The following is a 21,822-nucleotide window of genomic DNA, read 5'->3' on the forward strand; positions in this document are numbered from 1 at the left end:
GCTACTTTACCATTATACTGATCGGCAAATGTTGAGAAAAAATGGAATCAGTCTGATTCGTCTCAGACTGGGACAGTCCAGCCCGTATAACGGCGAACTTCGTCGGAAATATCCGCACCCAGTTCCACGTGACGATAGCTGGTCGGAGAATCCCAGATCTTGCGCACCAGTTTGTTCATGACATCATGGCCGGCTTTATAAAGAACCACATGACCCATCAATGGCATCTCCAGCGTCACCAAATCCCCCAGGGCATCCAGAAGTTTGTGACGGACAAACTCATCCGCCCAGCGCAACCCGTCCGGATTCACCACAGTTTCACCGTCAAGAACGATGCAGTTATCAAGACTGCCGCCCTTGGCAAGACCGCGGGATTTCAATGCCTCCACATCCTTCATAAATCCAAACGTGCGGGCGTTGGCCACATCACGCCCGAAAGATTGTTCGTTGATGTCCAGATCCAGCGTCTGTTTTCCGATGGTGGGATTGGGGAAATCAATGGTCACAGTCAAGCGCAGTCCATGATACGGAACCACGTAAGCGTGTTTTTCGCCTTCGCTGAAATAAATAGGTTCAGTGATATAGCAGTACTTGCGCGGCTGATCTTGTTCCACGATTCCGACCGCGAGCAATGCTTCCAGAAACACTCGCGCACTGCCGTCACCGATAGGGATCTCAGGGCCGTCCAGTTCGATGAAAAGATTGTCGATGCGCAACGCCGAAAGCGCTGAAACACAGTGTTCAATGGTCGCTACAGAAAAAGCCGGACCACCGATGGTGGTCTGATGAGATGTTGCCTGTACGTTGCGAGCTGTGACTTTCAGCGAAGGACTGCCTGGCAGATCCGTGCGGATGAAGTAAACCCCCGTATCAGCCGGAGCCGGGCGGAAGGTCAATGTACAAGGATCGCCGGAATGAATCCCGATCCCCTGAACCACAGTCTTTTTACGAATAGTTTTTTGCAAGAACATCTTGATTTCAATTTAGCCTAACTAAGAGCCCTTCGCAATGCGGATTTGCCCGACCACGTCGCCACGCCAGTTTGTGACAGGAGACACGGTGAATTTAGAAAGCGCCTTGAATTCACTTTCATTCAAGCCACCCAACTGCAACAACAACATCGCCGTGGCAGCCTGAGCGGCTCGTCCGGCCCCGTCAGCGGCTTTCACCGCGAAAGCCACCTTCTTTTCCGGCAGCACCCCGCAGAACACACCCTCAGCCCCGCCCTTGATCACGGCACGACCTTGTGACTTTTCGATCACAGCTGTGGCAAAATTGTCACTGCCGGAAATATAAAACGGGTTGGACCTGACTGCGTGCAAAATACGCTCTGCTGCGACTTTGCGCGCGGGAGCTTCTTTGGGATTAATAAAGGTCGACATCCCGATGGCCATATTCTGCAGCGGAACGGCATACGTCGGAATACCGCAACCATCCACTCCATAAGGAACCTTGGAGTGATCTATCCGCATGGTTTCGCTTAGAACCTTACGCAGTCTTTTCTGCGCATTGTGTTCGTACTTTTCATATCCCGTCGGATCCTCGCCCAAATGCAGACAGGTCGAAATAATCGCCGAATGCTTACCAGCACAATTGTTACAAAGCACGGTGGGCTTTTGATTTTTGCGGATCATATCGTGGGCACTGGCTTCATCGTAAGGCAAATGCGGACCACAGACGTACTGAGCTTCTTTCAAGCCGGCTTTTTCCAGCCACTGCGACAGGGCGGCCAAGTGCTCTTTTTCTCCGCGATGCGAGGCGCAGGCCAAAGCAATGTGCTTGTCTTCCAGATTGAATTTTTCCGCAGCACCGGATTCAATCAGCGGCAGAGCCTGCAACATCTTGATTGCACTGCGAGGCATGGTCAGATACTGAGGATGCCCCCAGTACTGCACAAGGTTGCCGATCTCGTTAACAACAACGGCCATCACCTGGTGCTGGCTTTCCACCACGGGACCGCGCAACACCTCAATGATCAACGGCTGCTTTGATGCCATATACGCTCTCCAAAAGAATTAGTGCCAGGATTCTCATATCAAAACGATTCCGAAAGATTGTCCTGCAGAACATCGCCCGAACATCGCAGGCGAACCGCTGATCAGTCTATCAGGATGCAGGGGACCCCAATATAAAAACCTGCAAAAGGATCAAAATACGACAGACGACAAAGCCGGCGGTACGCCGGCTTCGAATAGTAATCACGTTTTTAAGATATCCCTGGCCCTTTGATTCTACAGTCCCCAGACCGTGCGAGGGAATGGGAAGCGATCTGCGGTTCCAACAACACCTTTATTATTATCACCCATGCATTTCATTTCACCCGTTTCCAGAACGAAACAGGTGCTGTCACTGCCCGCAGAGACAGCACGAACACCTTCTGCAACCACGGTTGCGGGACCGGAAGAATAACATTTATCAACCGTCGTCCCTATCCCAAGTTGCCCCTTCGGGTTCTGCCCCCAGCAAACCAAGCGGCGCTCGTCACCCATGATCGCGCACATATGGGAACGCCCCACAGAGACTTTCTTAACATCCGTCAGCAATGTTGTGGGAGTGTCGCCGTTCGTCCCCATACAAGCCAAACCACTCCCCCAGCACTTCAAGTCCCCGTTTTTCATGACGGCACAAGAGCCCGGACTGGTTTCATGCCCCCCCATAGAGACGGAGTCAACCCCGGACAACAACGGCGTCGCTGGTATCGTTGTTCTGTCAACAGTGTCTCCCAATCCCAGTTGCTTTTGGGTGTTATCCCCCCAACAGAACAAATCATCATTGGTTGCGATATAACAGGCTGCCTGGTAAGACGTTTCAACATCCCGAACTCCAGACGACAACACCAGATTTGGAAGAGTGTTGACGCTGGCACTTCCTGGCTTGCTCTGGCCGCTGTTGTTGTCGCCCCAGCAGTTCAGTCCGCCGGTCGTCAACAGCGCACACCCACCGTCATCATTCAATGCCACCTTGCTGACATCTTTACCAATCACAATCTTCGGAGTTTTAAAGCTTGTGAAGGAAGGACTGACACCCAAACTCAAGTTTGCGGAGTTATATCCCCAGCATCTCAGCTCCCCGTAGGTTGAAACTGAACAACTGCGCTCTCGCCCTGTGGCGATCTGTCGCTGATTGCGCGACAAGGCTTGAGTCGGAACCAAGCGAGGCAACAGCGTTCGATCACCCACTTGCCCCACCGAGTTTTGCCCCCAGCAAAGAACTTCGCCCGAAGACATCAAAGAACAGGCCGAATAGTAGTTTTCATGGAACACATTGCTGACTGAAACTGATTCTACGCCCGCAGGAATGACCGTCACAGGCAGTGTTTTATTCACTGGCAACGGCGAGGCCATCCAACATTGAACCGAAGAATCCAACATCAACACACAGCGTGGATCCAGACCATCTGTTGGGCCATATCTGTTAGACATTCGCAGCAGACTTTTCACTCCGCCGCTGATCAATTGCACTGGTGCCGAAGCTGCGACAACGGGATTGCCGCCTGGGATTCGGCCACCAGAGCCCCACGTCCATATACTTCCGTCATTTTTCAAACCTATGATCGACTCTTGCGAAGTCATCATGTCTTTATAGTCGGAACTCATCTCTACCGGAACCGTTGAACCCGCCCCGCTGGTTCCCGGAGTCAACTGACCATTTCCGCCGCTGCCCCAACAATAGTTTTTGCGCACTGTCGGCGCACCTTCATCTTTTTGCACACAGATGTTGTCATTGAAGAGGTCATAGGAAACGATATTGGTTGCCAAGGGCGTCGCGGGCACAGTGGACGTGCTTCCTGAAGAGTACCAGGTCGATCTGTTACCCCAGCAGAAAAGATTTCTTTGCGACGGAGTTACGGAATCCAACTTAACCGCACACAAAGTGTTTCCGGTAACAGCCGCGATAAGACGCATTTCCTCCACCTGCCCTGTGACAAGCTGTGGAGCAGCCAGAGTGCGCGAAGCATTGGTCGATCCAGTACCAAATATACCGGAATAGTCATCGCCCCAACACATCAGGTCTTTATTGGTTTTTAGGTAACATAGTGCATTCGAGCTGACCGCCACCTGAGTGACTCCGGAATTCACATATTTCGTTGGCTGCAGCACTTTGCCACCGACGGATCCCGGCAGGGCACTCGCATTATCCCGCCCCCAACACCACATCTCGCCTGAAGTGTTCGCGGCGCAGACGGTGTATCCGCCCACCTCAAAATGCGCCACATTCTGCAAAACAGGTGTGGCGGAAGGTTCATTCGTGTTGACCACAGTCCCATTGCCAAGCTGGCCATAGTCGTTGGCACCGAAACATTTCAGATCGTTATTGTCATACAGTGCACAGGCAAAACCCACGCCCTGCTTGAACGACACAACCTTGGGTGCCACAACAGCGGAATCATCATCCCGGATCAACACCTCATGCACCGAGAGCATCCCCCCGTTTCCGAGGGAGTTTTTCGCCAGAATCAGACGAATCCGCTTTTCAGGCTCTGCTACAGCATCATCAAGAATGGTCAGCGGAATATATTTAGTCGTTTCACCAACGGCAAAATTGACTTCTTTGGATGTCAGGGTGAAGTCCTCTGCACCTGCGTCACCCATGACCGCGATTGTCACTTTAAAGGCGATCGGAGCGGGAGCACTCAGCACCACCGGAATGTTCAAAGTGCCCGCATCTTCATTCACAATCTGACTGCTGGATACAAAGGATGCCGTCAAAGCCGACGTGTAAGTCAGAATCCCCGTCGTGTCTTTGACTGGCAGATCTGTCACCGCCACTTCATTGGCGGGATTGGTGACAGTGGCGCCATTCAGTTCAATAGCCGCAGGCATTTCAATACCGTCCGTATCATCATCACCGACAACAACCTCATATCGGAAAAGCAATTCCGAAGGGGATACCTTAGTCACATAGTTGGCGATACGATTATTACTGCCAATGCGAATGGTGATGCGCGGATTTCCAGTCACGGTCACTGGCTGATCGTATTTTACAATGACTTCCAAACTGGTGCCATCCAGGTACACGTCAGTGTCCGGGGTGCTCAGTCTTTTCACCTCAGGGATGGTGCGGATCAATACCGGCGTACTCTGCGACAAAGACTCTGCCGCCCCTGGAGCTGGCAGTGTCAGCAGATTGGCGACTTCATCAGCGGTGCCTGTGACATCCTCTGCGGGCTCAATAGAGCCGCCGTTTAAGTTGATTGCCTGCGTGCCCGTGTAATCCAACGTCAGAGCCGAATCCCCGGCAACCACTGCGTATTCAAATACCAGCATACTCGTGCCGGAACCGGAGGCATATGTCGCCAGACGCTTCGTCGCTCCGGTTTCAAGTTCAATCGTGGGATTGCCAGTCACATTGACCGGACCGCTGAAGTGCACCTGGATAGGAACAATCCCCGCCGTGGTATAGCGAGGCAAGGCAAGCGTAGAAACCGAAGAAGCTCCGGTGGTGTCGGCATCGACTTTCAAGATTTTTGGATATTGCAAAGGAGCCGGCCCCGGCAAAGACGGATTCAAAATCGATCCGACCTTACCAAACATTTCAGCACTCAGGTTTCCGCAGCCGACCATCACCAACATCAGAAAAACTGACGTGAAAATACGGATGACATTCTGATAGCTCATTGACGCCCCTTAAAATCAAAGTGTTCCTTAGATTTTATCGGGTCAGCTTCCGAGCTTCTGTAGATTCAATATGAGAATTTTGCTATTTTCCGCGAGTTTCCGGAACTCGCTATTTGTCCGCCAAGACAGAGTTTTTAGCGAATTCCGTGATTACACGGCCACGCTGGGTTTTTTGAATGAACCCCTCCTGAATCAGGAATGGCTCATAGACCTCTTCCAGGGTGTCACGCTCTTCACTCAAGGCCGCAGCGATCGTATCGATCCCCACCGGACCACCGGCATACTTGTCCTGTATCAGACTGAGAATTCGGCGATCCATCAGGTCCAAACCATACTGATCCACACCCAACTGATTCAACGCATACACGGCGATGTCTTTCGTCACCACACCGTTGCCTTTGACTTGAGCGTAATCACGCACACGCTTCAAAAGTCTGTTCGCCACCCGCGGAGTTCCGCGCGAACGACGGGCCACTTCATCAGCACCCTCTTCGTCGATTTCAACTTTCAGAATTTCCGCAGATCTCATCAGGATCTGGCGAAGAGCATCCTTATCATAGAACTGCAAACGCTCCACAATACCGAAACGATCCCGGAACGGCGGATTCAAAAGCCCCGCACGTGTGGTCGCCCCCACCAAAGTGAACGGTGCCAAAGTGAATTTCATCGAGCGCGCGCCCAGGCCTTCGCCGGTCACAATGTCGATGTAATAATCTTCCATCGCTGTGTACAGGTATTCTTCCACATGACGGCTCAAACGGTGAATTTCATCAATGAACAAAACCGAGTGCGGTTTCAATGAAGTCAAAATCGCCGCAAGGTCACCCTTTTTGTCGATCGCCGGAGCCGATGTCATCTTGATTTCAGCACCCATGTCATTGGCGATGATTTTAGAAAGTGTCGTTTTACCCAAGCCCGGAGGCCCGCACAACAAAACGTGATCCAGGGATTCACCACGGTGTTTGGCCGCCGCCACGAACACCTTCAGTTTTTCCTTCACATCATCCTGACCGGGGAAGTCTTCAAATTTCTGGGGACGCAGTTCGTTTTCCCAGCTCTTTTCGCCTTCGACCGGATCGCCTTCAAGAATACGACTCATGACAATCCTCCAGACAGGGTCTGGAAGCCTTTGCGGATACCGTCTTCAACCGCGATGTCCGCTGGCAAGGAGGAAACAAACTGATCCACCAACTGGGATTTATAACCCAGATTCAAAAGAGCTGAAGTGATCTGCGTGTGCGCCACGGATTTGGCTTTGGCAACCACACCGCCTTCTTCGATGGAAACAAGCTTGCCTTTGAGGGTCAGAATAATCTGCTCGGCGGTCTTTTTGCCCACTTTTGGCAAACCCGACAACGCCTTGGCATTACCCGCTTCGATCATTTCATGAATTTGCGCCGGACGGCCGCCGGAAAGAATGCTTAAAGCCATCTTCGGACCGACGCCGTTTACTTTTAACAAAGACAGGAACAGATTTTTTTCCTCTTTGTCGTGGAAACCGAAAAGCTGCAAAGCATCTTCACGCACGTGAGTATGAATCCACACAATGATGTCATTTCCCAAAAGCGTCTGCAGATCCCCCAGCGTGTTGCTGGAAGCGTGGATTTCATAACCCACCCCACTGACGTCGATCAAAGCGGAGTCGTTCATCACTTCAATAATTTTACCGCGCAGATATCCAATCATAAACTCACCGCTCTTTGCATTAGGGCTTTCTTTTTCATTTCAAAGGCATGGTAACAAGCCATGGCCAGGGCGTCAGAGGCATCGATGCGGCTGATGGTTTTTAGGCTCAGCATCACTTTCAAAATGGCCTGCACGTCCTCTTTGGAGGCGCCGCCGTTGCCGGTGACACCTTTTTTAACGGACCGGGTGGCGTATTCCTGAACTTCAGCGCCGCCCAGGCCGGCTTCATACATGATCACACCGCGGGCATGCCCCAGTTTGAAGGCACTGTCGGCATTTTTACCCAGGAAGATTTTTTCGATGACGACCTGTTCGGGTTTGTACTTTTCCATGACTTCACGGAACGCAGAACCCAGTTCGGTCATCCGGCGCGGAAAGGCGTCGTCACCGTCCATGACGATCACGCCGTGATTGATATGCTCAATCTTTCCGTTCGCCACGCGAACAACACCGAAACCTGTAATGCGGGAACCGGGATCGACCCCAAGAATAACCAAAGACAACCACCCTGTTTTTAAACTCTCGCCCCTATTTGAAGCTGAAGCTATTGCTTAGTCAATCAATCTGCTTTAGTATCTATTCATGCCCAAAATTGAAGCAAGCACCATTGAAAAGTACCAAAGCCTCCTCGAGAAAGATCCGAATTCTCAGGTTTTTGCTCCGCTGGCCGAGGCTTATCGCGAAATGGGAATGCTGCAGGAAGCCCGCAAAACCGTGACTGCAGGCGTTCAACGCCACCCGCAATTTGTCGGCGGCCTGGTCACTTACGCCAAGGTGATGCGTGATTTGGGAGAGCTTTCCAAAGCTCTGGAGACGCTGAAAAAAGCCACCTCCCTGTCCTCGGAAAACATTCTGGCGCACCAGTTGATGGCCGAAGTTCATCTGGCACAAAAGAATCCGAAGGAAGCTTTGAAGTCCTTTAAAATGGTTTTGTTCCTGAATCCAAATTCCAAAAGCGCCCAGAAAGCGGTGCAAAAACTGGAATCCCTGACGGCGGATGAATACGACGAAGACGTCTTTGCCATGACCAAACTGCCGGAAGTGAATCTGGAATCACCAGCAACCTCCGAGCGCACCCCGGATTTTGGCATCGAAGAGGTGGTCATCCGCCCGGCTCCGATCACCACGAACAAGGCTTTAGAGCGCATGCTTTCCCTGATTGATGCCTTTATTGTGCGCAACGATCTGGAAAAAGCCCATGCCCTTTTGAAAGACACCCGCGTGGAATTCGGCGACCATCCCGAGATCCAAAGACGCATGAAAACCCTTCAGGTCCGCTATAACGACACTGATGAGGCCATCCCCCTAAAACCGATCCAACCCCGTGAGCAGTTGATCCGCGAACGGAAGCTGGAAGTCCTTGAGATGATGCTTCGCAAAATAGAAGACTACCGCGCCCAAGGTTGACCTCTGACGCCCGTTTAGGACATTATAGCCCTTCCTTGATTTATCTTATTTAGGAAGGATTTTACAATGTACGAAACGTCGGACTTTAGAAAAGGTCTAAAAATCATGCTTGAGGGCAAGCCTTACGTGATCGTGGATTTCCAACACGTTAAACCAGGTAAAGGCAATCAGTTCACCCGCACCAAGCTAAGAAACATGCTGACGGGTCAGAACCTTGAATCCACTTTCAAATCCGGTGAAAAATTTGAAGTTCCAAACGTAGAAAACAAAGAGATGTCTTTCCTGTACAAGGATGACACGGGCTACAACTTCATGTCTCAGGAGACATTCGAGCAGATCGCCATGTCTGAAGACGACCTGGGCGAAGCAAAGTACTACCTGACTGAAAACCTGAAAGTTGTCATCTTGTTCTACAACGAAAAAGCCGTTGCTTGTGACGTGCCAAAAGCTGTGAACCTGACTGTGGCACAAACAGACCCAGGTATCAAAGGTGACCGTGTGACTGGCGCTACCAAGCCAGCGACGATGGAAACCGGCCTGACTGTAGGCGTTCCTTTGCACATCAATGAAGGCGATGTTCTTCGTATTGACACCTCCACAGGTGAGTACGTAGAGCGCGTCAGCCAAAAGTAATTAACGCCTAGTATTAAGTCTCCGCAACCACTGAATTTTATCGCAAAATAATGAGATAAAGTTTCAGATGAATTGCGGAGGCTTTTTTCTTGTCCACATATGTTGAGTTAGAAATCCAGAATTTACTCAATCAAGGCTCAGATCAAACTGTCGATCTGGCTGAAGTGGCATCCCGTCTTGTCTCCAGTATCGAATCTTCTCCGGATCATTTTACTCTTGATAACATCACGGCGCTTTCTCGTTTTCTGATTCAGTCCGGAAACGAACTGGTGCTGGTGGAATTTGTTCTGCGCCATCTTGAAAATGAATCCTTCCCGATTCCCTGGCCGTACTTCCTGGAGGCCCTGAGCGCTTTCAACGAAGAGCTGGATGAAAAATCCGTGCGCGCCCTGATTGACGGCATCGAGGAAGACGGCGCCCAGGAGGAAGCATCCCGCTCTCTGGCTTTACGCCAGTCCATTCAAACTCTGGGAGAGTGGCGCAGCAACCGCAAATACAAAATTCACAAAGACTATCTGAACAACAAACGTCTGCTGCTGGATCAGTTGATCACTTTGCGCACGCAGCAGTTGTATGAACAGGAAAAATCCCTGCTGGCTCGTCTGCAAAAACTTTATCCCGGCGACAGCGACATCCGCCGCGAAGTGAATGAACACAAGCAGCGTTATGCCCTGGAAATTCTTTCCCGTCGCACGCCGCGCTCGCGGGGCGTGAAGACAGAGGATTTTTCGCCGAAAGATCCGGAAACGGAACAGGCACTGCAAGTGCTGATGCAAAGTATGCATGAACACGCGGAAGCCGATCCTTCCATGGCTTTTGATTTCGCCATTGCCGCTTACATGCTGGAAAGCTATGAAGACGCGCTGTCATTACTGTCCTTCAGTGATGAAACCGATGCCCTGATCTGGTTCCGCCTGGAGGTTCTGCTGAAGTGCCGCCGTTTTGTCGAGTTGCTGACAGATCTCGCCAAAGTCGAAGTCGTCTTTGCCCACGAACCGGAAACTTTTTTTGCCACGGCTTATCTGCGTGCCCAGGCCCTGTGGGGACTTGGCCAAAAACACACCGCCGTTGAAGTGATGGAAGGATTGCTGGCGGCCCGTCCGCACTACCGTGCGGCCAGCGCACTGCTCAGCATCTGGGGTGGCCAGTGAGAAGGGCCTTTTGGATTTTACTGACGCCACTGGCGTGCTTTCTGGTTTTATGGGCGGTGGGATCGACTTATCTTGCGCCGAAACTTGAAACCTGGACGCTGAATAAAATCCACAGCTATTCCGACGAAAACCTTCCCGTCAGCATTCGCGCAAAAAAATTGTCATTAAGATTCCTGCGCCCGTCGGTGGCCATGGAAGGGATTGAAATTCGCGGCAAAGGCGAACTGGCTGAATCCCTGCCTTTGATTGAAATCGGCAGTGTGCGCGCCTTCGTCGATGTGTTTCACCTTTTGGGTGGCCGCCTGACTTTGTCAGCGGTGGTGGCGGAATCCCCGCGCGCGCAAATCAATATCGATCCGTTCCTGAAAGATGACTCCCCGGCCAAAGAACTTCCGATGGATGAAGTCTTTGCCCTGCTGGAAAAGCTGCCTCTGCAGCGCGTGTTCCTGCAGAACATTCTGGTGAATGTGTCCTCAAAGCAATTGAAACTGAATGTCGATGTTGAAAGCGGCGACCTGCTGTTAACCAACATGGGAAAAAATCTGACAGCAAAAGCCAACATCCCGTCCCTGCAAGTTAAGCTGGGTCGTGTCGGTGATTTTGCGGGATCTTTGGACACGCATCTATATCTAACCCGTCAGTCGCTGAAAATCATTCAACTGGGCGTGCGCCTGGGTGAATCTGAAATCCTGACTCGCGGGGAACTGACCCACTTTTCCAAAATCGCAATCAAACCTTCCGGCGTTCTGGATCTTAGTGCAAAGGTCAACCTGACTGACATCTACAATGAAATGAAGCGTCTGCGCCCGGACATCAAGCTGCCGGTGATCAACGGCGAACTGGTCACCGAAATGGATGCCAAGTTCAACGGCCTTGATGACGTCAAAGCTTCCGCCGACATCAACACCCGCTCCGTCACTTTGGGAAAACTGGAACTGGGCGATGCGCGCATTCAGGGTGAATACCAAAACGGCGTCATCAGTCTTTCTGAAATGCAGGTCAACCACCCGGCCGGTGAAGCGACTTTGACCAAGTCCCAACTGGAGCTGGACGGCAATTACGGCTTTAAGTCCCTGGTCACAGTTCACAGCCTGGATCTGTACAAACTTTTCCAAAGCCTGGATCTGGCGAACATCCCGGTGGGCATCGGGCTTGAGGGTGAACTGCCATGTGAAGGCCGCATCCGCCCAACCTTCCAAGTGACCTGCACTAACGCGGCCATCGCAGGTAAAGACCTGTGGGTGAAAACAGATCTGAAGCCCAAAACAAAACCTTTGGTGAATATCGACAGCATGAAAGCCAAAGGCCAGTTCCAGGTCACCACCCAAAGCGTGACCTATGCGGCAATTCTGAACGTCGGCAGCAGCCAGGGCACCACGGATGGGGTGATTGATTTCGACAAAGGCTTTAAGATCAATTTCAAGACGGACAAGCTGGATCTTAAAAACATCCGCAATCTGGCAAACTTGAAGATGGTCGGATCCACCAGTATCTCGGGTTCCACTTCGGGGGATTCTGACGCCGCGATCTTCGACATGAAGCTGAATGCGCGCAACTTTGTCTTCGAAGACTTTGCGCTGGGAAATCTGATTTCTGACCTGAAGTACCGCAAAGGCCATCTGATCTTTGAAGACATTGCCGGTGCCATCAACAAAACCCAGTACCTGGGCGATCTGAATGTGAACCTGAATAACGAAACCCTGAGCGGCGATTTCAGCGTGCCGACGGCCGACATTGCCGATGTGGCTCAGGTGTTCGAGCCGATCTATAAGCTGCCAATTCAGGTTCAGGGCGTGGGCGCTGCCAAAGCCCACGTGGAAGGTCCGCTGAATTTCTGGAAGCTGAATTACAAGCTTGAATCAGCATTCAAGAACGTCTTCATTGGTCTAGAAAACTTCGACTCGCTTCAATTCAATGCTTCCGCGAATCAGGGAAACATCAAAGCTGACAAAGTTGTTTTACAAAGAGCCAATTCCACCGTCACCCTGCAAGGGGGCATTTCTTCCGACAAGATCATGAATCTGTATGCGGATGGAAAAAACTGGCGTTTGGAAGAATCCGACATCATCAGCAAAATCAATTCCAATATCACCGGCAACCTGAATTTTGCCGCTGAACTGAAAGAATCCGTCACCCAGCCGCAGATTCTTTTGAAAGGCGCAATCACCGACACCCTGTTTGAAGATCAGGAAATTCCAAATTCAAACCTGATCCTGAAAATCAACCGCCAGAGCTTCGGCGGTCAGATGACCCTGTTCGGAAACAAAGTCAAAGCCGATTTCCAACTGCCGATCGCCAACAGCCGCACGCCACTGGTGATGAAGGTTAATACCAACAACTGGAATTATTCCACCCTGCTCGGCCTGATCGGTGGAGCGAATCTGGCCAACGAGTATGATTCCGCACTGACCTCAACTGTGGACCTAAGATCTGACAGCGGCGAACTGTTTAAAGCCACGGGCAAAATTCACATCGACACATTCACCTTAAAGCGCGGACCTCTCAGTTTTGCGAATAACGGCCCCATCGACATCACCATGGATCACGGAGTGGCCAGTATCCGGAACTTCACCCTGCAAGGTCCGAACAATCTGATCCAGATCCGCGGCACCAACTTCACGGCGGAAAATCTGAACGTGGGTGTGACCGCCAACGCGGATCTTCGCCTGCTGCAGATCTTCACCCCGTTCCTGGAAGACATGGGGGGACCGATTCATCTTTCCACGAATGTTTCAGGTTCTGTTCTAAAACCTGAAATCCTGGGGAACGCCAACGCCAAAGACACCTTTGTGAAAATCAAAGGGTTCCCGCATCCGCTGGAAAAGGTTTCTGCGGAAGTGGTGTTCTCGCAAAGCCGTATTTTGATTAATTCCATCAACGGCCAGATTGCCGGTGGAACTTTGACTGGTGACGGCGGCATTCAGATCAACGGGATCAAAGACATTCCCACCACCATCCGTGCGCGCTTAGAAGGTGTCACCTTCAATGTGCCGGATAAAGTGCGCAGCAGCGGCAGTGCGGATTTGCTGTTCTCGGGCCGCTGGTTCCCGTTCACTCTTTCCGGAACCTATCATGTGACCAGCGCCATGGTCGAAAAAGAATTCACCGAAGATGGCGGCGGTGTTACGGGTGTTCGTCAAAGCCTGTACCTGCCAAAGCTTCTGCGCGAAGGCCAGTTTGAAGCCATTTTGCTGGATCTGCAGATTCTGCTCAGCCGTAATATCGTGATCAAAAACTCTTTGATTGATGGTTCAGTCACGGGGCAGTTGCAGGTCAAGGGGCCTCCGACCAATCCGGTTCTGCTGGGTAAGATCAACATGGAAAGACGTTCCAAGATCATCTTTAAAGACAAAGTCTTTGATGTTCAAAGCGGTATGATTGACTTCAACGATCCGGATGAGATCAATCCGAACCTGTACATTTCAGCCGTGTCCCGCATCAACGAATACGACATCACCCTGCTGGCCCAAGGGCCTTCCAAGAATCTGACAATTCACTTAAACAGCGTTCCGCCGCTGTCAGAGCAGGACATTATCTCTTTGATCGCCTTGGGCGTCACATCCTCGGCAATGGATCAGAACCTGCAGTCCCGTCAGCAGGCTGAACAACTGGGTGTTGAAATCGGTGGCGCTGTTTTGGCAAAACCAATCAACAAGCAGCTCGAAAGCACCCTGGGCCTGAACCTGGCCGTGACATCCCAGTACGATTCCACCCGCAATATCTCAGTTCCTAAAATCACTTTAAGCCGCCGCCTTTCAGAAAAAATGAAAGTGTCCGGCAGCCGCCCCGTGGGTGATACGCAGTCTTATGACATCAAACTTGAATACTTCCTGAACAGCAACATCACGGCCATCGGTTCATTTGAAACCCGTGGTTCTGAGGAAAGCACCAACGTGCAGTCCACGCAGCAGGAATCCCAAAGCATCTTCGGTCTGGATCTGGAATTCAAAAGGGAGTTTAAATGATCTGCACACCCCTTTTGAAACCCGCATTGATTTTGGCTCTGTCCCTGGGACTTCCCGCGTGGGCGGCGAAGAAAAATCTGAACTATTCCACGCTGCCACAGGAACTGCAGCAGGATCTGGAAAAAAGATTTCCGGATGCCCGCAAAGAACGCCTGAGCCAGGATCAGGTCGACGAAATCCTGCGCTTTATGCAGCAAAAACCCCAGTTGCAACGCCTGCGGGTTTTTGATGATGGCAATGGCAGCCCTTGGCGTCTGGACTTCCAACTGACCCGTCGTATTTCCCAGGTTCAGATTGACGGCAACAAAACCATGTCCTCTTCAGAAGCTGAAAACCTGTTCGGCGTGAAGACGGATGACGTCTTTGACCAACAGACCCTGATCGAGGGTGGAGAAAAACTGCGCCAGGCTTATCGCGACATCGGTTTTTACAATGCGGTGATTGATATCGAAATGCCGCCGGAAAGCCCGGAGTCGGTTTCGATTCTGGTGCGGGTGAATGAAAACAAAAGAACCCGCGTTCACAATATCGTGCTGCAAAGCCCGAACGAGGATCTGAACAAGCGCCTGATGAAAGAGATCGACGGCGCCCTGAATGATCCCTACACCGATGCGACCCTTTCCAAGATTCAAAAAGACGCCCGCGAGTTTTTGACCAAGAACCGCTACATCCGTGCCGATCTGGTGGGACCGACGGCGGACTTTAACTCGGACGAATCCCAGGTGACTTTAACCTACCGTGTGGAAAAAACGGAAAAGTACAACTTTGACTATCAGGGTGTGCGTTTCCTGGCGATCCGTGGAATCGAAAACGCGCTGGATCTGGACAACTACTATTCTGCCAGCCCGTCAGTCAGTGCCGAACTGGCCGCGAAGATTCGCAGCTATTACCTGTCCAAGGGTTACGCCCGCGCCGAAGTCAAAGCGGATGAATCAGAGCAGCGCAACTTCCAGCGCAAGGTGACCTTCCACATTGAGGAAGGCCCGCAGGTGAAAGTGCAAAAGTACAACCTGACCGGACGCTATAGCAAAAAAGACAGCTATTATATCAACTTCATCGAAGAGCACAGTTCGGCCATCGTAGACAGCGGTTATTACAACAAGGACGACATCGACGCCGGCCTGAAAAATTTGATTCTGGAATTGCAGAACAATGGTTACCTGCAGGCCAAGATTCTTTCCACGCGCACGCAGTACAACAAAGAACGTGACGCCGTCACGATTTACATCAATCTGGATGAAGGCCCGCTGACCGTGGTGGAATCTGTCACCTTCACCGGCAATCAGGCCTTCACCCCGGAAGAGCTTTTGAAGGTCACCCGCCTGCGCCCGGGGCCGCTGAAACTGGGCCAGATCGAAGAGGCCGTGGCCCGTTTGAAAAATCATTACCGCGAGCAGGGCTACATCGAAATGCTGCTGCTGAACGAACGCGCGGATCTGGTGACCTATGATGAAACCAACACCAAGGCCACTTTAAATTTCAAAATTTTTGAAGGGCCCCAGGTTCGTGTGGCTTCGATCATTCTGGAAGGCAACACCTTCACTTCCGATTACGTGATTCACAAGGAACTTGAATTCGACAAAGGCGACCTGCTGACACCTTCCAATTTGGAAGAATCCGTCGCACGTCTGCAAAGAACCGGATTCTTTGGTTCCGTGGAAATCCGCACACTGGAAGAAAAAACCAACGTCGCCAACCGCACCGTGCTGGTGAAAGTGACCGAACGCGATCCGGGCGTCTTTACTCTGGGAGCCGGCGCCACCAACGAAAGAACCCTGACTTTGCGCGGATACACCGGGATTGCCTATCGCAACCTGTGGGGCACCGGCCGCGGGATTTCCCTGCGTCTGGAAGGGAACTACAACGTGGCTGACATCAAGTATCTGGAAAGCCGCGTGGTCCTTGGATACCTTGAACCTTACATCTTTGATTCGCGCGTGCGCGGCCGTATCAACGTCACCCGCTCCAGTACCGTGACTGATTACGATATCAAGCAGGTGTCGGATGTACGTTCGACCACTTACTCTCTGGAAAAAGACTTCACTTCACGTATTCTGGGAATCTGGGATCTGTGGTCTTTGGCGACCATCCGTGACTTCGGTTTGGATGATTCTTACCCGTACGATACGCTGGAACAAAACATCGCCACCACCGGCCCGCAGTTGGATCTGGATTTCCGCGACAACCCGTTCAACCCGACTCGCGGGACGTTCACGCGCTGGAACGCGGAATACTCAACTCCGGAAATCGGCAGCAGCCCGACGATTGAATACTGGCGTTCGACTTTAAGTTTCACCCACTATTGGACCGTGGGGCATCTGTCCAAGCAACCGGTCGTCTGGGCCAATCAGGTGCGCGGCGGTTATTTGAAAAATCTTAGCAAGGACGGCGGCGTGCCTTGGGACAAAAAGGGCTTCACGCTGGGTGGTCAATCCACCGTGCGTGGCTATGAAGCCGGAACTCAAGAGGTCTTCCCGAACCGTCAGGATCTGGGCCTCAGCGACACCGATCCGACTTACTATCTGACGACGGATTCCACCATGTATCTGATCAAATCCGAAGTGCGCTTCCCGGTTTGGGAAAGTCTGGGCGGCGCTGTGTTCTACGACGGCGGATCGGTAAAAATCACGGACCTTCATTTCACCGACCCTTACCGTGATTCCACCGGATTTGGCATACGCTACAACACCCCGGTCGGTCCGTTAAGTCTTGAGTGGGCGTGGAAACTGGATGCGCGCCCAGGTGAAGAACCATGGCGCTTCCACCTGTCTATCGGAACCTTCTAAAATTTAAATCTTAAATTGTGAAATCAGCCAGATCCCAGACACAGTCTTCGATGGCAATCAGTCCTTCGACTTTGCCGTCCTTGATCAGAGGCTCCAGATACAGACGGGTCATATACATCTGCAGACGCTCCAGGGACACACGTTCCTGGATCTTGTGAACTTCGGTGATGATCACCGGCTGATTCAAACGACCGGATAAAACGTAATTGGCCTGTTCCAGAATACGCATCGTCACTTCTTCAGCGCGGGAATACAGATGAGGCCAACTGCGACAGAAGATGTCTTCGATGGTGTAGCTGCAAAATTCAAAGAAATTGAACGAACGGAAAAACTGGGTGTGCTTGTGAGAATAAAACTCAACAATACGCCCTTCCTTATTCACCAGTTGTTCCATGCCCTCTTGGCTGATTTTATACCCATAGTAGTCCAAGGCCGTTTTTACCAGGAATGACATGTCCTTGATACGACGGCCTTGGCGGTGCACCGAGCGGCAGATTTCCAGATACTGATTCATCAGATCCGTCGCCTGCGCCTGCTCGGATTCGTTCAACTGTTGAAAGTAAGGCAAAGTGTCCTGGGAATAAGGACGAACGGACCACCCCTCCTGCTCCAGCATAGAGGACAACTCTTCACAGAGAAGTTTGAATTTTTGAAGATGCCCTGGGGTTGCCACACTCATGATGCGCCGTTCTCGAAACAAAATTTTATTTATGTCACTTAAACAAAAAGAGCCCCCAAAGGAGCTCTTCGATAATCAAGTTTCAAAAAACCTGTAGCTTAGCGAGCTTTGCTGCTGGCAAACTTGCGGCGAAGATCCTGAGTCACTTCATGGATTGTCGCGTTCAATGTCACTTCGAAAAGATCATCAGCAGAAACTTTGTAAAGTTCGCCCAGTCTTTTCAGCGCGTTGATTGGAGGATGAGAAACACCACGCTCCCAGTTGGAAATGAACTGCGGAGTGGAGTAGCCCAATTTATCCGCAACGTCTCTCTGAGAAAGACCTGCCGATACACGTTTTTGCTTCAAAAAATCAGCTAACATATTTTTTTGTCTCATGTGTTTTCCACCTAATGATGAATTTATTTATACACATCATGACGAGTGTGACAAGCCCTTTGCATTCAAAAAGCTTTCAAAATATTCTCATCCAGATAAATACATTATAGCTTATTTGATCTAAATTACTTCCTGTTTTTTTGCAATTTCTAATCTTTTCCGTGTTTGAGATGTGAGCCATTTCTTGTTTTACAGCAGAAAAGATTGAAGGATATGAGCATGGCAAACATTAACAACGCCCCTTGGACAGAGAACTTCCACATTACAAGTCTATTAGTTAATCCCTTAGGACGCTTGGGATTGTACGGGTTGCTGAACCTGTTGCAGGAAACCGCATGGATCCATGCCGAGAAAATGGGCTTTGGCATGCAGGATATGGAACAACAAGGACTGTTCTGGGTTCTGACCCGCCAAAGCCTGCAGATGAAGACCTGGCCCCGCTTTGGGGAAAACATCCAGATTCAAACCTGGCTGCGGGCTCCGGAAGGTGCTTTCGTGGCCCGGGAATTTGCAATTCTCACCCAGTCGGGGGAAGAAATCGGCTTGTGTTCCACAAGTTGGCTGGCTTTGGATCGCCAGAGCAAAAAAATCCTGCCCGCAGAAACCCTGCGCCCGTGGGATCAGATCGCTCATGCCCGTTCCACGGGAATCACGCCGGAAAAAATCCCGGTGACCGGCACTTACGAAAAAATCGCCAAGTACCGTGTGCGCAACTCCGATCTGGACATCAACCAGCATGTGAATAACACCAAGTACGCCCAGTGGATTCTGGATGCCATTCCTTATGATCTGCATAAAAGCCTGAAGCTGAACACCTACTCCGTCAATTTCCTGGCGGAAACCCACCTGGGTGATGAAGTCGAAGTCCACCGCAACTGCTCCAGCCCCGATGTGCAGTTGGCGACCCACGGTGAAAGCGCCTACAAGGGCCTGCGTGTGGGAGATGAAAAAGTCCTTTTCACCGCCGTCCTGGGCTGGGAGAAACGCAAATGAGATCTTTGACTCCATTCACCAAAACACCTCTGACCAACACCTTGCAGGTGCAAGGCGCGGTCACCCCGCTTTCCGACAGCCGCCTGCTGGTGGAATTTAAGATCAGTGGCGCGACCGACGCCATCAAGTGGCCCGAGTCCTCCAGTTCAGAGCGCCGTGAAGACGGACTTTGGAAACACACCTGCCTGGAGGTGTTTTTGGGAAATGGTGCGACACCAGAATCTGCGTATCTGGAGATCAACTGTGCGCCGAACGGCCACTGGAATGCTTATTCCTTTAGCAGCTATCGCAAAGACATGGCCCCGGCGGCCGACACCCGTGTTCGCCTGCAACCACGAAACTCTGAGGACGCCGAGGCGCGTTTTCAGATTGAAATCGACAGCCGCAAGCCCTTGGAGTTCACCTGCCTGGGACTGACGGCCGTGATCGAGTTCGTCGACGGCACCTTAAGTTACTGGTCCCTGTTCCATCCCGGACCGCAGGCCGACTTCCATAATAAAGCCGGCTGGACCGCCCTTTCGACGCATTGAGCGAACCGCCCGTTCCCCGTGGTCATTCTTGACCCTTTCTGGAGCCCAAGATAGCTTGGGCTGTTTCATTTTCTTAATCCAGAAAGGACCCATTCATGAAGAAACATACAGTTCGTGTGTACCCATCTAAAGAAAAGTTGGATCGCAAAGACCAACTGGCTTGGAAAATTGCAGAAATCGCAACTGACAACGCCCCTATCAAAGCTGACGTCACTGACATGGTTATCAACCGTATCATCGACAATGCTTCCGTAGCTATCGCAGCTGCCAACCGCCGTCCGGTGGCTTCTGCTCGTGCTATGGCGATTGCTCACCCGCGCAACGGTGGTGCAACTGTCTTCGGTATGCCGAACGACCAGAAATTTGACTGTGAATGGGCGACTTGGGCCAACGGAACTGCAGTTCGTGAGTTGGACTACCATGACACTTATCTTGCCGCTGACTATTCTCACCCGGCTGACAACATCCCTGCTATTTTGGCAGTGGCTCAGCAAATGGGTAAAAACGGTAAAGAGCTTCTAAAAGGTATCGTGACTGGTTACGAAGTTCACGTGGACCTGGTTAAAGCCATCTGCCTTCACAAACACAAAAAAGATCATATCGCTCACTTGTGCCCAGCAACGGCTGCAGGTATCGGTACACTTTTGTCTTTGCCGACAGAAACTGTCTTCCAAGCAGTTCAACAAGCGGTTCACGTGTCCTTCACGACTCGTCAGTCCCGTAAAGGTGAAATCTCTTCCTGGAAAGCCTATGCTCCGGCACACGCTGGTAAACTGGCTGTAGAAGCGGTGGACCGTGTTATGCGTGGCGAAGGCGCTCCATCTCCGATCTATGAAGGTGAAGACTCTGTTATCGCTTACATGCTTGATGGCAAAGACGGTAAATACGAAGTTCCACTTCCAGAAGTGGGCGAAGAAAAACGCGCGATCCTTGAGACCTACACTAAAGAGCACTCTGCAGAGTATCAGTCCCAGGCGTTGATCGATTTGGCTCGCAAAATGAAGCCAATGATCAAAAACTTCGACGACATCCAGTCCATCGTGATCCACACGTCCCACCACACTCACTACGTGATTGGTACTGGTGCAAACGATCCACAAAAAATGGATCCAAATGCATCCCGCGAGACTCTGGATCACTCTATCATGTACATCTTCGCTGTGGCGTTGCAGGACGGCACTTGGCACCACGTTAATTCCTACGCTCCAGAGCGTGCGAAACGTGCTGACACTGTGGCTTTGTGGCACAAAATCTCCACCGTTGAAGACAAACAATGGACTGCTTGGTACCACGAGACAGATCCAGATAAAAAACGCTTCGGTGGCCGCGTAGAAATCACAATGAAAGACGGTTCCAAAATCGTTGATGAGCTTGGCGTAGCTGATGCTCACCCGGCGGGCGCTCGTCCGTTCAAACGTGCTGACTACATCCGCAAGTTCGACATTCTGACTGAAGGTATCATCACCAAAGCAGAACGCGATCGTTTCATCGGCTTGGTTGAAAATCTGGAAAACCTGACTGCAGAACAAGTTCAGCAGTTGAACGTTCAGATCCCAATCGAAAAGCTTGTGAACAACAAGAGAGACACTAAAGGTATCTTCTAGTCGTCGCGGGAACGCATGGAGTGCGAAGCGCAGGGCCGGGCCTTTCCGGGACACGGCCTCCTGCCTCGCTGCTCCAGCCTCCGCTACGCTCCGGCTGGGGGCCGTCCAGGCCCCGCAGAGGTCCCTTCAAGGTCCAACCCTGCACTTCACCCTCCACGCTTTTTGCAAATCAAGAAGATCCCTTCAGCGTCTATCTTGAGGTTAACTTGGAATCGCGTGTGATAAGATAAAAACTGCTGAACCGGTTACTGCCAACGTTAACAAGCGATGCCGGGCATTGAGAGACAAGCATGAAACGTCGTGCTTGGCGCTGAATGAAGAAAACGTAAATAAAGAAATCGACCCAGGGGCTGCCTTGGGACAGGGGAAGGGCTCCTTGAGCCGTTCGCCGAG

General features: G+C 51.4%; 16 protein-coding genes. 8 read left to right on the top strand and 8 right to left on the bottom strand.

Annotation, left to right across the window (positions count from 1 at the left end; genetic code table 11):
• Positions 1 to 62: 62 nt before the first annotated feature.
• The 6 genes from lpxC to ruvC all read right to left on the bottom strand — a co-directional run bounded on the left by lpxC (position 63) and on the right by ruvC (position 7,801).
• A complete protein-coding gene (gene lpxC / locus ACZ520_RS11785; RefSeq protein WP_088564858.1) occupies positions 63 to 971 on the bottom strand; it encodes a UDP-3-O-acyl-N-acetylglucosamine deacetylase in 909 nt (302 codons plus the stop codon).
• Positions 972 to 992: 21 nt separating this feature from the next.
• Positions 993 to 1,997, bottom strand: coding sequence for an asparaginase (locus ACZ520_RS11790; RefSeq protein WP_416480391.1), 1,005 nt, complete (start codon positions 1,995 to 1,997; stop codon positions 993 to 995).
• 234 nt (positions 1,998 to 2,231) lie between these two features.
• On the bottom strand, positions 2,232 to 5,618 hold the full coding sequence (locus tag ACZ520_RS11795; RefSeq protein ID WP_464125672.1) for a Calx-beta domain-containing protein: 3,387 nt from the start codon (positions 5,616 to 5,618) through the stop codon (positions 2,232 to 2,234).
• 109 nt (positions 5,619 to 5,727) lie between these two features.
• On the bottom strand, positions 5,728 to 6,717 hold the full coding sequence (ruvB, locus tag ACZ520_RS11800; RefSeq protein WP_088564855.1) for a Holliday junction branch migration DNA helicase RuvB: 990 nt from the start codon (positions 6,715 to 6,717) through the stop codon (positions 5,728 to 5,730).
• On the bottom strand, positions 6,714 to 7,304 hold the full coding sequence (ruvA, locus tag ACZ520_RS11805; protein WP_088564854.1) for a Holliday junction branch migration protein RuvA: 591 nt from the start codon (positions 7,302 to 7,304) through the stop codon (positions 6,714 to 6,716). Before ruvA ends, ruvB begins: the two co-directional genes overlap by 4 nt.
• Positions 7,301 to 7,801: a crossover junction endodeoxyribonuclease RuvC gene (gene ruvC, locus ACZ520_RS11810; RefSeq protein WP_226988183.1), complete on the bottom strand. Its 501-nt coding sequence runs from the start codon at positions 7,799 to 7,801 to the stop codon at positions 7,301 to 7,303. The genes ruvA and ruvC overlap by 4 nt, the downstream gene beginning before the upstream one ends.
• An 85-nt stretch (positions 7,802 to 7,886) precedes the next feature.
• On the opposite strand from ruvC, the gene ACZ520_RS11815 reads away from it, so the two are divergent.
• From ACZ520_RS11815 to ACZ520_RS11835, 5 genes are all read left to right on the top strand, one after another.
• Positions 7,887 to 8,711 (top strand): tetratricopeptide repeat protein, encoded by an 825-nt coding sequence (locus ACZ520_RS11815; protein ID WP_374030593.1) that lies wholly within the window; start codon positions 7,887 to 7,889, stop codon positions 8,709 to 8,711.
• Positions 8,712 to 8,777: 66 nt separating this feature from the next.
• Positions 8,778 to 9,344, top strand: a complete 567-nt coding sequence (gene efp / locus ACZ520_RS11820; RefSeq protein WP_088564852.1) for an elongation factor P — start codon at positions 8,778 to 8,780, stop codon at positions 9,342 to 9,344.
• Between the two features lie 89 nt (positions 9,345 to 9,433).
• Positions 9,434 to 10,495 (top strand): hypothetical protein, encoded by a 1,062-nt coding sequence (locus ACZ520_RS11825; protein WP_088564851.1) that lies wholly within the window; start codon positions 9,434 to 9,436, stop codon positions 10,493 to 10,495.
• Entirely contained in the window at positions 10,492 to 14,460 is a 3,969-nt protein-coding gene (locus ACZ520_RS11830; protein ID WP_464125676.1) for a translocation/assembly module TamB domain-containing protein, read from the top strand. The genes ACZ520_RS11825 and ACZ520_RS11830 overlap by 4 nt, the downstream gene beginning before the upstream one ends.
• On the top strand, positions 14,457 to 17,246 hold the full coding sequence (locus tag ACZ520_RS11835) for a POTRA domain-containing protein (protein ID WP_464125678.1): 2,790 nt from the start codon (positions 14,457 to 14,459) through the stop codon (positions 17,244 to 17,246). Before ACZ520_RS11830 ends, ACZ520_RS11835 begins: the two co-directional genes overlap by 4 nt.
• Positions 17,247 to 17,256: 10 nt before the next feature.
• Here ACZ520_RS11835 and ACZ520_RS11840 read toward each other — a convergent pair whose 3' ends face one another.
• A complete protein-coding gene (locus ACZ520_RS11840) occupies positions 17,257 to 17,862 on the bottom strand; it encodes a hypothetical protein (protein ID WP_464125680.1) in 606 nt (201 codons plus the stop codon).
• A 161-nt stretch (positions 17,863 to 18,023) separates the two neighbouring features.
• A complete protein-coding gene (locus tag ACZ520_RS11845) occupies positions 18,024 to 18,287 on the bottom strand; it encodes a helix-turn-helix domain-containing protein (RefSeq protein WP_038451964.1) in 264 nt (87 codons plus the stop codon).
• Positions 18,288 to 18,521: 234 nt separating this feature from the next.
• Between ACZ520_RS11845 and ACZ520_RS11850 the strand changes: the two genes are divergently transcribed.
• From ACZ520_RS11850 to ACZ520_RS11860, 3 genes are all read left to right on the top strand, one after another.
• Positions 18,522 to 19,295 (top strand): acyl-[acyl-carrier-protein] thioesterase, encoded by a 774-nt coding sequence (locus ACZ520_RS11850; RefSeq protein ID WP_088564847.1) that lies wholly within the window; start codon positions 18,522 to 18,524, stop codon positions 19,293 to 19,295.
• Complete coding sequence (locus ACZ520_RS11855) at positions 19,292 to 19,825, top strand: DOMON-like domain-containing protein (protein ID WP_088564846.1); 534 nt, start codon at positions 19,292 to 19,294, stop codon at positions 19,823 to 19,825. Before ACZ520_RS11850 ends, ACZ520_RS11855 begins: the two co-directional genes overlap by 4 nt.
• 95 nt (positions 19,826 to 19,920) lie before the next feature.
• Entirely contained in the window at positions 19,921 to 21,429 is a 1,509-nt protein-coding gene (locus ACZ520_RS11860; RefSeq protein WP_464125683.1) for an MmgE/PrpD family protein, read from the top strand.
• The last annotated feature ends 393 nt before the right edge of the window (positions 21,430 to 21,822 follow it).

The organism is Bdellovibrio sp. BIS2 (genome assembly GCF_055398295.1).

Bases quoted from the DNA above. Each gene is read 5' to 3' on its own strand.
- lpxC (WP_088564858.1), bottom strand. From the start codon at position 971: ATGTTCTTGCAAAAAACTATTCGTAAAAAGACTGTGGTTCAGGGGATC.
- ACZ520_RS11790 (WP_416480391.1), bottom strand. From the start codon at position 1,997: ATGGCATCAAAGCAGCCGTTGATCATTGAGGTGTTGCGCGGTCCCGTG.
- ACZ520_RS11795 (WP_464125672.1), bottom strand. From the start codon at position 5,618: ATGAGCTATCAGAATGTCATCCGTATTTTCACGTCAGTTTTTCTGATG.
- ruvB (WP_088564855.1), bottom strand. From the start codon at position 6,717: ATGAGTCGTATTCTTGAAGGCGATCCGGTCGAAGGCGAAAAGAGCTGG.
- ruvA (WP_088564854.1), bottom strand. From the start codon at position 7,304: ATGATTGGATATCTGCGCGGTAAAATTATTGAAGTGATGAACGACTCC.
- ACZ520_RS11815 (WP_374030593.1), top strand. From the start codon at position 7,887: ATGCCCAAAATTGAAGCAAGCACCATTGAAAAGTACCAAAGCCTCCTC.
- efp (WP_088564852.1), top strand. From the start codon at position 8,778: ATGTACGAAACGTCGGACTTTAGAAAAGGTCTAAAAATCATGCTTGAG.
- ACZ520_RS11835 (WP_464125678.1), top strand. From the start codon at position 14,457: ATGATCTGCACACCCCTTTTGAAACCCGCATTGATTTTGGCTCTGTCC.
- ACZ520_RS11840 (WP_464125680.1), bottom strand. From the start codon at position 17,862: ATGCTGGAGCAGGAGGGGTGGTCCGTTCGTCCTTATTCCCAGGACACT.
- ACZ520_RS11845 (WP_038451964.1), bottom strand. From the start codon at position 18,287: ATGTTAGCTGATTTTTTGAAGCAAAAACGTGTATCGGCAGGTCTTTCT.
- ACZ520_RS11850 (WP_088564847.1), top strand. From the start codon at position 18,522: ATGGCAAACATTAACAACGCCCCTTGGACAGAGAACTTCCACATTACA.
- ACZ520_RS11855 (WP_088564846.1), top strand. From the start codon at position 19,292: ATGAGATCTTTGACTCCATTCACCAAAACACCTCTGACCAACACCTTG.
- ACZ520_RS11860 (WP_464125683.1), top strand. From the start codon at position 19,921: ATGAAGAAACATACAGTTCGTGTGTACCCATCTAAAGAAAAGTTGGAT.